10 protein-coding genes are annotated in these 13,482 nt (G+C 72.9%); 7 read left to right on the top strand and 3 right to left on the bottom strand.

The features are described 5' to 3' along the window. The first annotated feature begins 2 nt into the window (after positions 1 to 2). From ACH34T_RS23495 to ACH34T_RS23475, 5 genes are all read left to right on the top strand, one after another. The gene (locus ACH34T_RS23495) at positions 3 to 1,475 is read left to right on the top strand and encodes a hypothetical protein (protein WP_396023046.1); all 1,473 of its coding nucleotides are present in this window, start codon (positions 3 to 5) and stop codon (positions 1,473 to 1,475) included. Then, positions 1,472 to 2,824, top strand: coding sequence for an AAA family ATPase (locus ACH34T_RS23490; protein WP_396023045.1), 1,353 nt, complete (start codon positions 1,472 to 1,474; stop codon positions 2,822 to 2,824). Before ACH34T_RS23495 ends, ACH34T_RS23490 begins: the two co-directional genes overlap by 4 nt. Before the next feature lie 144 nt (positions 2,825 to 2,968). Continuing rightward, positions 2,969 to 3,484, top strand: coding sequence for a hypothetical protein (locus ACH34T_RS23485; RefSeq protein ID WP_396023044.1), 516 nt, complete (start codon positions 2,969 to 2,971; stop codon positions 3,482 to 3,484). Between the two features lie 270 nt (positions 3,485 to 3,754). Further along, positions 3,755 to 4,444 (top strand): hypothetical protein, encoded by a 690-nt coding sequence (locus ACH34T_RS23480; protein WP_396023043.1) that lies wholly within the window; start codon positions 3,755 to 3,757, stop codon positions 4,442 to 4,444. A gap of 151 nt (positions 4,445 to 4,595) precedes the next feature. After that, on the top strand, positions 4,596 to 4,811 hold the full coding sequence (locus ACH34T_RS23475) for a hypothetical protein (protein WP_396023042.1): 216 nt from the start codon (positions 4,596 to 4,598) through the stop codon (positions 4,809 to 4,811). Between the two features lie 10 nt (positions 4,812 to 4,821). Here ACH34T_RS23475 and ACH34T_RS23470 read toward each other — a convergent pair whose 3' ends face one another. Together ACH34T_RS23470 and pip are read right to left on the bottom strand one after the other, a co-directional pair. After that, positions 4,822 to 6,441, bottom strand: a complete 1,620-nt coding sequence (locus tag ACH34T_RS23470; RefSeq protein ID WP_396023041.1) for a chromosome segregation ATPase — start codon at positions 6,439 to 6,441, stop codon at positions 4,822 to 4,824. 158 nt (positions 6,442 to 6,599) lie between these two features. Beyond that, positions 6,600 to 7,553 carry a prolyl aminopeptidase gene (gene pip / locus ACH34T_RS23465; protein ID WP_396023111.1) on the bottom strand — a complete coding sequence of 318 codons (954 nt, stop codon included), beginning with the start codon at positions 7,551 to 7,553 and terminating at the stop codon, positions 6,600 to 6,602. Between the two features lie 63 nt (positions 7,554 to 7,616). Between pip and ACH34T_RS23460 the strand changes: the two genes are divergently transcribed. Then, a complete protein-coding gene (locus tag ACH34T_RS23460) occupies positions 7,617 to 7,835 on the top strand; it encodes a hypothetical protein (RefSeq protein WP_396023040.1) in 219 nt (72 codons plus the stop codon). Positions 7,836 to 7,872: 37 nt separating this feature from the next. On the opposite strand, the gene hrpA is transcribed toward ACH34T_RS23460, so the two are convergent. Beyond that, a complete protein-coding gene (gene hrpA / locus ACH34T_RS23455) occupies positions 7,873 to 11,808 on the bottom strand; it encodes an ATP-dependent RNA helicase HrpA (protein ID WP_396023039.1) in 3,936 nt (1,311 codons plus the stop codon). A 223-nt stretch (positions 11,809 to 12,031) separates the two neighbouring features. Between hrpA and ACH34T_RS23450 the strand changes: the two genes are divergently transcribed. Then, positions 12,032 to 13,459, top strand: coding sequence for a protein kinase (locus tag ACH34T_RS23450; protein ID WP_396023038.1), 1,428 nt, complete (start codon positions 12,032 to 12,034; stop codon positions 13,457 to 13,459). The last annotated feature ends 23 nt before the right edge of the window (positions 13,460 to 13,482 follow it).

Here is a 13,482-nt window from a genome sequence, read left to right as displayed (position 1 = left end):
CGGTGAGCGCGTTGACTTCGCTCGCCCGGCTGGAGGCGGTGGCCGCCGGGGTCGCACAGCCGCTCGCGACGGTCCGGCACTGCCATGTGGCGGACGCGCCGCTGGTGCTGGTCCCGCTGAAGCTCGCCGGGGAGGCGGCGGCGCCGCTGGCGGTGCTGGCCGGGAGCGAGCGGGACGATCCGGCGCTGCTGGTCGTGCCGCAGCCCCGCAACCGCGACCTGCGGTTCGCGTTCGCCGCCGACTTCGCCAAGCTCGTCCTGAACCACATCGAGACGAGCCACGGCGCCGTGGAGGAACTGCCGCCCGCCAAGGACGGCGAGGAACGCATCAGGTACGGGAACGCGCCGCAGCTCCTCGTCCCGAACTGGGGCGGCGTCGCGTTCCTGCGCCTGATGGGACGCTCCACGCGATTCCGCAGCACCGAGGGCCCGTACGCGGTCGACCCGGCGGTCCCGGTGCTCGGACGGTGGCTGACCTGGTTCGCCGACCGGCACGACCATCCCGGTTCGTCGCTGCTGGGCGCGATGACGGAAATGCTGCGGCTGCACTGGGCGACGGGCCAGAGCTCCCTGGAAGACGGCAACCTGGCCGCGCTGATGGGCTGGATCGACCCGCCGGACGGCCTGGACGGCCCGTCCGCCGCGTCCCGCGCCGAAGACCCCGTCGTCAGCCCCCCGGCGGGCCCGGCGACCGACCCCACGTTCGACAACGAGGTCCTCGCTCCGGCGATCGCCGCCTACGACCGTTCGGGCCCGGGTTCCCGCGCCGAGGAGAGGCTCCGCACCGTCCTCGCCGGGCAGCTCACCCCGACCTGGGACCTGATGTGGCGGGCCGTCGATCTCCTGCGCGCCCTGCCGGAGGGGGCGAGCGTGCCGGGGCGCTGGGAGCGCGACCGGGACGCCTTCACCTACTACCACCAGACGTTCGGCGAGGCGTTTCCGCAGGCGCGCCGCGACCCGCCCGTCCGCGCGGCGCGGCGGCTGCACGACCTCGAACGCGCCCAGGACGCCTACGACGCGCAGCGCGCCTTCGACGACCCCCTGGTCATGGCCGAGCACCGGCTGGCGGGCCAGGCGTTCGGCGGCGTCGTCACCGACTGCGACCCGACCCGCCTCGACGAGACGGGCAAGCGCCCCAAGCTCCGCCCCCACCTGCGCGTCGGCACGCGGGACCCGCTCCGCCTCGACCCCGGCACGACCGTGTGCGACGCCGCCCGCCCCGCCCTCAAAGGGAAGATCATCGAGACGGGCGACGGCACCGTGCTGCTGGAGCTGACGGGCGGGATGGGCCGCAAGCTCACCCCTGAACCGGGCGCCGTCCCCCAGGTCGGCGACCGCGTGTGCTTCACCTCCCTCATGGACGGCTCGTTCGGCGCGGCGAAGTTCCCCGACCGCGAGGACACGCCCTGGACGCACGGCGGCCCGCCCGACGAGTACGTTCCGACCAACGAGGACGGCGAAGAGGACTGGTCGTGACCGAACACGCAACCCGCCACCTGGCACCAGTGCAGACGGACGTTCTGGACCCGTCCGAGGCCGCGGCGCAGGTCGTCGACGCCGTCCTCGCCGACCTCGGCGGCGGGCACCGCGGCGTCGTGGTCGACTCGCCGCCCGGCGCGGGCAAGTCGACGCTGGTGGTCCGCGCGGCCGCGCACCTGGCCGGCGCGGGCGAGCGGCTGATGATCGTGGCGCAGACGAACGAGCAGGTCGACGACCTCGTCGAGCGGATCGCGGGCAGGCATCCCGGCATCACGCTCGGGCGTCTCTCGGCGTCGGGGTACGTGCCGTCCGAGCGCGTCCTGGCGCATCCGGCGGTGCGGGTCGCGCAGAAGGCCGGAGACCTCGCCGAGCACACCGTCGTGATCGCCACGGCCGCGAAATGGGCGACGCTGTCCGAAGGCTCCTGGCCGTGGGCGATCGTGGACGAGGCGTACCAGATGCGCTCCGACATGCTGCTCCGCATCGCGGGACGCTTCGAGCGCGCGCTGTTCGTCGGCGACCCGGGGCAGCTCGACCCGTTCTCCACGGTCGAGGTAGAACGCTGGGCGGGCCTGGCCTGGGACCCGATGCGCAGCGCCATGTCCGTCCTGCTGGCGCACAACCCGGGCCTGCCCGTCCACCGGCTGCCCGTGTCGTGGCGGCTGCCCGCGTCGGCCGCGCCCGTCGTGTCGGACGCGTTCTACCCGTTCACCGGGTTCCGCGCCGGGACGGCCCCGGGCGACCGGCGGCTGGAGTTCGGCGCGGGCGGAATGGGCACCACCTACGACCGGGCGCTGGAAGAGGCCGCCGCCACCGGCTGGGCGCTGTACGAGCTGCCCGCGCGGCACACGCTGCGCACCGACGCGGAGGCCGTCCGCGCGACGGCGGCGCTCGCCGTCCGGCTGCTGCAGCGCGGGCCCGTCGCGCACTCCGAGCTGGGGTCGAGCCCGGTGGACGCCGGACGCGTCGCCATCGGCGCGGCCCACCGCGACCAGGCCACCGCGATCCGCGCCGCGCTCGGCCCGCACGGCGGCGGCATCACCGTCGACACCGCGAACCGGCTCCAGGGCCGCGAGTACGACGCGACGGTCGTCCTGCACCCGCTGTCGGGACGCCGCGACGCCACCGCGTTCCACCTGGAGTCGGGACGCCTGTGCGTGCTGACGTCACGGCACCGGCACGCGTGCGTGGTGGTGGCGCGGGCGGGCATCCCCGAGCTGCTGGACGCGCACCCGTCCGCGGAGCCGGTCCACCTCGGCGTGCCGGTGAAGTTCCCGGACGGCTGGGAGGCCAACCAGTCCGTCCTCGCCCACCTGGCGCGGCACCGCATCGCGGCCGACGCCTGAACACGTGCCGGCGTCGAGGACGGCGCCGGACGCGGAACCGCCAAGAAAGATCTTGAACGTGCCGAAGATCGCGCCGACGGGTACGAGCCGGCCGCCGGACGGATACTGTGAGATTCGGGTGCCTCAGCGATCAGGGGGAGGGACATGGAGGACATCGGCTTCATGTGCGCCCGTTGCGGCGGCGAGGTCCACGACGTCACGCACAACCGCGAGGGGTCGCTCGACGGGGTCGGATACCGCCACAACCGGCGCGTCGAGCCATGGGACCACGAGCTGGAGCTGGCCGTCGGCGAACCCGCCCAGCACGACCAGGCCTGCGACTTCTGCGGCGTGACCGGGCCGAGGTGGCTCTACTACCCCACGCTCGACCCCGAGGACACCGACATGTTCGAGGTCGAGCTCGACACCACGCACCTGTCGGACGACGACACCGCCGTCGCCGTCCTGAACATGCTCTACCCGTGGTACGCGTGCGACACGTGCTCCGTCCTGGTCGCCGACCGCAACGTCGACGTCCTCATCGACCGCGCCCTCGACCGCACCCCGGTCCCCGCGGAGGGCCCCGTCGACGAGGAGACCGTCCGCGCACGCCTCCAGGGCTCCCTCTCGGTCTTCTTCACGACCCGCCCAGGCCGCCCGCAGCCGTCCAGGGCTGTATAGCCCCAGGGGGGCGACCCCCTGGAACCCCCGTCACGGCCGGTGAACCGTTTCCCGAGCCGCTGGCGCGTCTCGTGAAACGGCCCCCCGACCGTCGGGGGGTGCGACCTCCGGGCGCTGGGCGCCCTCCGGCCGCACGACCCGTGACCCCGGCTGGGGTTCGGTCCAGGTGGGTGACCTGCGTCGTTCAGGGTGGGGTGTGTGGGATGTCAGGGGGGCGGATTATGATCGAGGCCGTTTTGGGTGTGGTGGCGAACACGGGGGAACGATCAGATGATCATTGACGGACGTTTCAGCGGGCCGGACGGGTCGGGGAACGGCGGGTACGTGGCGGGGCGCCTCGCGGGGCGGGTGCCGATCGACACGGTGACGGTGACGTTGCGGCGGCCGCCGCCGCTCGATACCGAGATGACCGTCACGGCGGAGGACGAGCGCGGGCACAGCGTGCGGCTGTGGGACGGCGACGTCCTCATCGCGGAGGCCCTCGCGGGCGCGATCGTGGTGCCGCCCGTCGCGGCCGTCCCGTTCGAGGAGGCCGTGGAGGCGGCGGAGAAGTTCCTGGCGGCGGAGAACCATCCGTTCCCGCGCTGCTTCGTCTGCGGGCCCGACCGGGAGCCGGGCGACGGGCTGCGGCTCGGGCCGGGCCCGGTCGCCGACGGCACGGTCGCGACGCCCTGGGTTCCGGAGCGGGTGCCCGAGCGGGAGCTGGTGTGGGCGGCGCTGGACTGTCCCGGCGGCTGGGCGTTCGACGTCGCGGGCCGCCCGGCGGTGCTCGGCACGATGACCGGGCAGGTGATGGACGTCCCCGACGCCGGCGAGCGATGCGTCGTGATGGGTCTCGCGCGCAGCCGCGAGGGCCGCAAGATGCACGCGGCGACGGCCCTGTACGGGGCGGACGGCCGGCTGCTGGGCCGCGCCGAGCAGATCTGGATCGAGATCGACCCGGCGGAGTTCGGGCACTGACTCCGCAGCGCGGGCCCCTGGCCGCCGAATGATCCGTCGGCCGTGAACGATGTCCGGTTCCGCATGATTTCTTGAAATGTGTCGCCGGACATGGCCAGGCGGCCTCGTCCGGGTGTTCAATCTGAGCTTCCGCGACAACGGAGGCGGGTCCATGAGCGGAGACGCGTTGCTCCTGGTCGGGGTCGCCGCCCTGGCCATCTACACGGGCGTCCACTGGGAACGCGCCCGCCGCGCCGTGACGGACCTGCGGAACGGCCGCCGGCGGGTCAGCGGCCTGCGGCAGACCGTGGCGCGCGAGCGCGGCCAGGTGGCGATCATCACGGTGGTGGTCGTGCTGACGCTCTACGTGGTGACGAGGTACGGCTAGCCGGGCGTCCTCAGGGGCCGGTGAAGAGCGGGTCCTCGCGGTCCGCGCCGTTGACGGGGCGGCCGTGGTTCGGTGGGCCGGGCTGGTTCGGGCCGTGCGGCGGGTGGTTTCCGGTGCCCTGTCCCGGCGGGGGTCCGGGCGGTCCGTCCGGGACGGGCGCCACGGGCACGCCGAGCGGCCCCGGGGCCGCATGCTGCGGCTGCGGATGCTGATGCGGTTGCGGCTGAGGTCCGGACGGGACAGGGCCGCCGATCGGGGGCGGGCCGGGCGGCATGCCGGAGGGCGGCGGAGGTCCCGTGTGACCCGCGGGCGGCACGGGCGCGCCGCCGCCGGGCATCCGGCCGCCGGGCGGGACGTTCGACGACAGCGTGTTGTGCGTGAACTGGTCGATCTGGCGGCGGGCGCGGTCGGCCTCGGCGCGGGCGGCGTCGCGTTCCTCGGCGAGGGCGGTGAGCGCGGCCTGCTGCTCGGCGACGGACTGCGACAGCTGCCGCAACTGCACCGTCTGATCGTTGATCTTGGCCAGCAGCTCTTCGCGGTCGGCGCCCGTGGCCTGGGCGCGGGCCTGCGCGGCGTCGCGGTCCTTGACGGCCTCGTCGGCGCGGGCGTTGGCGCGGACGGTCTCCGCCTCCGCCTCCGACTGGGCCCGCATCGCGGCGGTGCGCTCGGCCTCGGCCTTGCTGGCGGCCTGCATGGCGCGCTGCCGCTGCGCCTCGGTGTCGCGCATGGCGTTGCGCAGGTCTTCGGCGCCCTGCTTGGCGACGGCGGCCTCGACGCGCTGCGACTCGACGGCGCCCTCCGCCTCGGCGAGCTTGGAGTGCAGGCCGACGAGCTCGGCGCGGGTGCTCTCCAGCGCGGCGAGCAGCTCGGTCTCGCGGGCGGCGACGCGGTCGCGTTCGCTCTCGGCGGCGAGCTTCGCGGTCATCGACTGCTGGGCGACCTGGTGGGCCTCTTCCCACGCCTGCTGGGCGGCGTCGCGCTTGGCGGTCGCGGTCTTGGCCTCCTCGCGGGAGCGGGCGGCGTCCTGCTCGGCGGTCTCGGCGCGCTGCCGGGCGGACGACGCCTCGTGCCACGCCTCCTCGGCCTTGCGCTGCGACGCGTCGCGCTCGCTCTGCGCGATGGCGAGCTCGCGGGCGGCCTCGGCCCGCACCTCGGCGACGCGGCGCTCGACCCCGGCGACGCTCAGCTCGGACGTCAGCGAGTCGGCGAGCAGGTCGGCGGCCTTCTCCAGCCGCTCGACCATCTCCCACGTCGCGGCGACCTGCCCGGTGAGGCCTGGCGCGTCCCGGCCGCGATCCCGGCGGTCGCGCGCCTCGCGGGCGCAGGCGCCGTCGTTGTCCTGGCAGTAGCGGACGGCGCGGACGGCCCCCACCGGCTGCGGGACGGGACGCCCGCAGTTCGCGCACGGCCACACCGTGACCGGGTCGCCCATCCGGGCGACCGCCGTCTCCGCCGACGTCTCCGCACCGGTGCCGCCGGTTTCCGTGCCGCCCGGGGGCGGTTCGCTCGCCGCCGCACCGGCGCCGGAGGTCTCGGCGCCCCCGTCCCCCGAGCCTTCGGCGACCGCGCTCTGGGGAGCCGCGGCCGTCCCCTCGGGGCCGCTATTGTCGCGCTCTTCGCTGTTAGGCATGGAATGAACCATACGCACTGATCCCGGATGCTGCAGTGACTTGAGGTACATGTGAGGGATGCACACGTCGTGTCGAACCTAGTACCAATGGTCACGGCGGACGGACGGGTCGCGGAAACGTCCGCCGCGTTGGGCCTCCGGTCGTCCGGGCGGAGCGGTCAGCGTCCGGCGAACCGGTCGGTGGCCGAAATCAGCCGGTCGCGGACGCCGGGCTCGGACCCGCCGTGGCCCGCGTCCTCCACGATGTGGAACTCCGCCTCGGGCCAGGCGCGGTGCAGGTCCCATGCCTGGTCGGGCGGGGTCTTCATGTCGTAGCGGCCGTTCACGATCACGGCCGGGACGTGCCGGAGGCGGTCGACTCCGGCGAGAAGCCCCTCCTCAGGGAGGAAGCCGCCGTTCGCGATGTAGTGGTGCGTGATGCGGGCGAACGCCATGACGACGGCGTCGTCCAGATCGGGCGGCGGGACGGGCAGGAGCGTGTTCGCGGTGAGCTCCCAGCCGATCCACGCCTTCGCCGCCGGGAGGTGGACGGCCGGGTCCGGGTCGCCGATGCGGCGGCCGTAGGCGGCGAGCAGGTCGTCCTGTTCGGCGGGCGGGATCGCGTCCCGGAACGCCGCCCACTCGGCCGGGAAGAGGTGCGCCGCGCCCGCCGGCGTGAACCCCCACGCCTCGTCGACCGGACGGACGAGGTACACGCCGCGCAGCACCAGCTCCGACACGCGTTCCGGGTGCGCCTGCGCGTAGGAGAGGGCGAGGGTGCTGCCCCAGCTTCCGCCGAACACGAGCCAGCGGTCGACGGACAGGTGCTCGCGCAGCCGTTCGATGTCGTCCACCAGGTAGGGCGTCTTGTTGTGCTCCAGCGAGACGTTCGGGTCGCCGGCGTGCGGGAGGCTCCGGCCGCAGCCGCGCTGGTCGAACAGCACGATCCGGTAGGCGGACGGGTCGAAGAACCGCCGGTGGTCGGGCAGGAGCCCGCCGCCCGGACCGCCGTGCAGGAACACCGCCGACTTGCCGTCCGGGTTCCCGCAGGTCTCCCAGTAGATCCGGTTCCCGTCGCCGACGTCGAGCAGCCCGGAGTCGTACGGCTCGACCGGCGGATAGAACTCCCTCAACCCCATGCCGTCCAGTCTTACCCGACGATTGATCATGGTTCGTCCGAAATTTATGATCGTGGCGTGACGGAGCTGAAGTGCACGTTGTGCGCAAGCACGGACCTGCGGGAGGGGTTCGTGGACGACATCGGCACGGCCCGCGGTTTCACCAGCTGGGTGCCGGGCCCGCTGGAGCGGGGGCCGCTCGGCGGAGCGAGGGTCGCCGGTAAGCAGCGGCTGCCGGTCCGCGCCTTCCGCTGCGCGGACTGCTCACACCTGGAACTGTTCGCCCACGACGACTGATCCGCTGAGCGGCAGGGCGGCTAGAGCGGCAGGGCGGCTAGAGCGCGGCCATGGCCTTGCGGATGCGCTTGTCGGAGACGGGGAACCGCGTCCCGAGCTGCTGGGCGAAGAGGCTGACGCGGAACTCCTCCAGCATCCAGCGGATCTGGCGTGCGGGCTCGTCCTCCCGGCGGGACGGGTGCAGGCGGCGCAGCGCCTGCTCGTACTCCTGCGTCAGGACGTCGACCTGCTGCGCGAGCGTCCGGTCGCGTCCGGGGTTCTCGGGGAGCTTGTCGAGCCTGACCTGCAACGCGCGCAGGTAGCGGGGCAGGTCGGGCAGCCGCGCCCATCCGGTCGCCGTCACGAACCCGGGGTGGACGAGCGCCCCGAGCCGCGCCCGGACGTCGGTCAGCGCCGGGACGAGCGTCAGGCTCGCCGTGCCCCGCACCCGCCGGTCGACCTCGTGCGACTCGGCCAGGACCCGTTCGACGAGCGCGACGATCTCGGCGGTCGCGTCGTGCAGGTCGGCGCGGACGCGGTCGTACAGCGCGCGGAAGGCGTCCTCGTCCCAGGCGGGCCCGCCCGCCTCGGCGATGAGCCGGTCGGCGGCGGCGGTGACGCAGTCGTCGAACAGCGCGGCGACGGAGCCGTGCGGGTTGTGGCTCAGCGCGAGCTTCCCCTGGTTGGTGAGGCGGCCCTGGACGAGCTTCACCGGCGACGGCGCGTTCAGCAGGACCAGCCGCCGCGTGCCGAGCCACATCGCGCGCCGCTGCTCGGCCTCCGTCTCGTACATGCGAACGGAGACGCTGTCGCCGTCGTCGGTCAGCGCCGGGTACGCCTTGACGTCGTAACCGGCCTGGGTGCGCTCGTAGGTGCGGGGCAGCTCGCCGATCGTCCATTCGGTGAGGCCGGAGCGTTCGACGGTCGACGCCGCCTTGGACAGCGTCCCGCGCACCTTGCCCGCGAGGCGGCGTTTCAGCTCGTCCAGGTCGGTGCCCTCGCCGAGGGTGCCGCCGCCTTCAGCGGCTCGGTCGTCGACGACGCGGAACGTGATGCGCAGGTGGGCGGGCAGGCGCGACGGGTCCCACGCCTCCCGCGCGACGGGGACGCTCGTCATCGCGGTCAGCTCGCGTTCGAGGGCGTCCAGGAGGGGTTCGGTGCGCGGCGCGACGCGGTCGAGGACCTTGCGCGCGTAGTCCGGCGCGGGGACGAAGTTGACGCGCAGTTGCTTGGGCAGCGACCGGATCAGCTCGGTGACCAGCTCGGTCCGCAGCCCCGGCACCTGCCACTCGAACCCGTCCGGCCTGACCTGGTTGAGGATCTGCACGGGAACGTGGACGGTCACGCCGTCGGCGTCCGTCCCCGGCTCGAACTGGTAGGTGAGGCGGAGCCGGAGCGCGCCCTGCTTCCACGCGTCCGGGTAGTCGGCCTCGCTGACGCCGCCCGCCGTCTCGTTGATGAGCATTGACTTCTCGAACCCGAGGAGGTCGGGCTCATCGCGGCGGGCCTTCTTCCACCAGGAGTCGAAGTGCCGCCCCGACACCACGTCTTCGGGGATCCGCTCGTCGTAGAAGTCGAAAAGGGTTTCGTCGTCGACGAGGATGTCGCGGCGCCTGGCGCGGTGTTCCAGTTCCTCCACCTCGTCCAGCAGGGCGCGGTTGTCGTGGAAGAACCTGTGATGGGTCTCCCAGTCGCCTTCGACGAGGGCGTGCCGGATGAACAGCTCGCGGGACAGCTCCGGGTCGATGCGGCCGTAGTTGACGCGCCGGTCGGCGACGATCGGCACCCCGTACAGCGTGACCTTCTCGTGCGCCATGACGGCGGCCTGTTTCTTCGACCAGTGCGGCTCGCTGTAGTTGCGCTTGACGAGATGCTCGGCGAGCGGCTCGATCCAGTCGGGCTCGATCTTGGCGTTGACGCGTCCCCAGAGCCGGGACGTCTCGACCAGCTCCGCCGACATGACCCAGCGCGGCGGCTTCTTGAACAGCGACGACCCCGGGAACACGGCGAACTTCGCCCCGCGCGCCCCGAGATACTCCTGGCCACGGCGCTGCTTGGTGTCCTTCTTGTCGGCGTCGACGAGGCCGATGTGCGACAGCAGGCCCGCGAGCAGCGACATGTGGACGCGGTCGGGCGCGGCCTCGGCGGTGTTGAGCGTCACGCCGAGCGACTTCGCGACCTGCTTGAGCTGCCCGTGCAGATCCTGCCATTCACGCACGCGCAGGAAATGCAGGAACTCGTTCTTGCACATCCGCCGGAAAGCGCTGCCCGACAATTCCTTCTGCTGCTCGCGCAGGTAGTTCCAAAGGTTCAGGTAAGCGAGGAAGTCGGATGTGGGGTCGGCGAAGCGGCGGTGCCTGTCGTCGGCGGCCTGCTGGTGCTCGGCGGGACGCTCCCGCGGGTCCTGGATGGACAGCGCCGCCGTGATGATCAGCACTTCGCGGACGCAGCCGTTCTTGTCGGCCTCCAGGATCATCCGGCCGAGCCGCGGGTCGACGGGAAGCTGCGCGAGGCTCCGGCCGAGCGGGGTGAGGCGCTTGCGCGGATCCTTCTGCGACGGGTCGACGGCGCCCAGTTCGTGCAGCAGGTCGACCCCGGCCTTCACGTTGCGCCGGTCGGGCGGCTCGACGAACGGGAACGCCGCGATGTCGCCGAGGCCCAGCGACGTCATCTGCAGAATGACGGACGCGAGGTTCGTCCGCAGAATCTCCGGGTCGGTGAATTCGGGACGCGACTCGAAATCGTCCTCCGAATACAGCCGGATGCAGACGCCCTCTGACACGCGCCCGCAGCGCCCTTTGCGCTGGTTCGCCGACGCCTGCGACACCGGCTCGATCGGCAGCCGCTGCACCTTCAGCCGGTGGCTGTACCGGGAGATGCGCGCGGTGCCCGGGTCGACGACGTACTTGATCCCCGGGACGGTCAGCGACGTCTCGGCGACGTTCGTGGCCAGCACGATCCGGCGGCCCCGATGCGGCTGGAACACGCGATGCTGCTCCGCGGACGACAGCCGCGCGTACAGCGGCAGGACGTCGGCCGCCTCCCGCCGCCGCGTGAAGTGCTTGGTCAGCGCGTCGGCGGTGTCGCGGATCTCACGCTCGCCGCTGAGGAACACCAGGACGTCGCCGGGCCCCTCCCGGGCCAGCTCGTCCACGGCGTCCAGGATCGCCTGGATCTGGTCGCGGTCGGGATCGGCGGACGGATCGTCCGGGTCGACGACGGGCCGGTAGCGCACCTCCACCGGATAGGTCCGTCCCGACACCTCCACGATCGGCGCGTCCCCGAAATGCTCCGAGAACCGCTCCGGGTCGATCGTCGCCGAGGTGATGATCACCTTGAGGTCGGGTCGGCGCGGCAGGATCTCCTTGACGTAGCCGAGCAGGAAGTCGATGTTCAGGCTGCGCTCGTGCGCCTCGTCGATGATCAGCGTGTCGTACTGGCGGAGCAGCCGGTCGGTCTGGATCTCGGCGAGCAGGATGCCGTCCGTCATCAGCTTGACCAGCGTGTCGTCGCTCGACCGGTCCGTGAAGCGGACCTTGTACCCGACGGCGTCTCCCAGCTCGGTGCCGAGCTCCTCGGCGATGCGGTCGGCGACCGTCCGGGCCGCGAGCCGCCGCGGCTGGGTGTGCCCGATCGAGCCGAGCACGCCCCGTCCCAGCTCAAGGCAGATCTTCGGGATCTGGGTCGTCTTCCCGGACCCCGTCTCCCCCGCGACGATCACGACCTGGTGGTCGCGCACCGCGGCGAGGATGTCGTCCTTCTTCTGCGCGACCGGGAGCTGCGCCGGGTAGGTGATCGCGGGCACGCCGAGGCGCCGCCGCTCGACCCGCCGCTCCGCGGCGTCGACCTCGGCGGTGATCTCCCCCACAGCGCCGGCGCGCCGCGCCGCGTCCCGCATCTTCTGGACGCCGTCGATCCGGCGCCGCAGCCGGTGCTGGTCGCGCAGCATCAGCCGGGGCAGCCGCGCACGCACGTCGGCGAGCGGCGAACTCACAGGTGTCCTCATAACCATCGACCAAGATAGGGTGCCGGGCCCGCCCACCCAGCAAACCTCCGCACCGTAGCCGGAACGCCTGTGTAAAGCGATCCGTTTTCCGGCCATCATTGGAACGCCGCCGGCAAGGACGGCATTCCACCAGCGGCATGCACGCGACGCGTCCGGCCGGTCACGCTAAGACAGTGCACGTACCTGCACCGATCCTTCATGATGGGGAAGCGTGGAGAACCCGACAGGCGCCGGCCGCCACCGGATCGACCGCCTCCTCGGCTCGGGCGGCTTCGCCTCGGTCTGGCTGGGGCACGACCCGGAGCTCGACTCCCCCGTCGCGATCAAGATCCTCGGGGAGCACTGGACGCTGCGCGCCGACGTGCGGGAGCGGTTCGTCCAGGAGGCCCGCCTGCTGCGCCGCGCCGACTCGCACCGGGTCGTCGAGGTCTTCGACATCGGCGAGCTGCCGGACGGCCGCCCCTACTTCGTGATGACCTACGCCGACCGCGGCACCCTCGCCGAGCGGCTCGCGGACGGCCCCCTTCCGCTGAACGAGGCGCTGCGCACCGCCCGCGAGATCATCCGGGGCGTGCAGGAGCTGCACGACCTGGGCGTGGTGCACCGCGACCTGAAGCCGTCCAACGTGCTGCTGCGGTCGGCGTCCGGCGGCGGTGAGCGCCTCATGATCTCCGACCTGGGCATCGCCCGCACCGAGGACCACCTGTCCAGCCTGACGCTGCCCGCCGGTTCGCCCGGCTACATGGCCCCCGAGCAGGGCCAGATCGACGGCGCCCCGGACCGCCGCTCCGACGTCTACGGCCTCGGCGCGCTCACCTACCACCTGCTGACCGGTGAGCCGCCCGCCACCGCGCCCCGTCCGCCCAGCGAGCTCCGCCCCGGCGTCCCACCCGGCGTGGACGCGGCGGTCCTGCGCGCACTGGAACCCGACCGCGAGGAGCGCTGGACGTCCGCGGCGGCGTTCGGCAACGCGCTGGGCGAGGCCACCAGCAAGATCGACACTGATCCCCTGCCCGAGCCCCCACCCGCCAGGACGACACGACGCCGTCCCCGCCTCCGGCGCCGCAACGGCGTGATCGCCGGAGCCGGAGCGGCCGCGGCCGTCGCGGCCGCCGGCGTCCTCTGGGCCCTCATCGGGAACGGGGACGACGGCTCCGCGACGGCCGGAAAGGACGGCCGATGGCTGCGCGCCGAATCGGACGTCCCCGCGCGGTACCGCGACCTGATCGTCAAGGCGGGCACCTGGTGCGAGATGCCCGGGCTCAGCCCGGCGCTGATCGCGGCGATGCTGAAGGTGGAGAGCGGCTTCGACCCCAATCTGTCCGACCCCGCCAAGGACGAGTACGGCATCGCCCGGTGGACGCCCAGCGTGCTCGTGGCCTGGCAGCCGGGCGGCCTCAACAACCCCGAGCCGAGGCCCGACCAGATCACCCCGGAGATGTCCATCCCGGCGATGGGCCGGTTCCTCTGCTACTGGGGCAAGGACCTGAAGAACGTCCCGGGCGACCCGGCCCTGAACCTCGCCGCGACCTACCGCAGCTCGTCCAGGACCATCGTCAAGGAAGGCGGCGTCCCCGCCAGGTTCAAGCCGTACACGGACAAGGTGCACCGCCACCTCCAGGACTACCGCCCCCACTGACGCCCATCGGCCACGCCGATCGG

The organism is Actinomadura sp. 9N215, assembly GCF_044326345.1.
GTDB lineage: Bacteria > Actinomycetota > Actinomycetes > Streptosporangiales > Streptosporangiaceae > Spirillospora.
The sequence above is the reverse complement of the archived record's forward strand: the minus strand, read 5'-3'. Positions and strand labels throughout refer to the sequence as shown.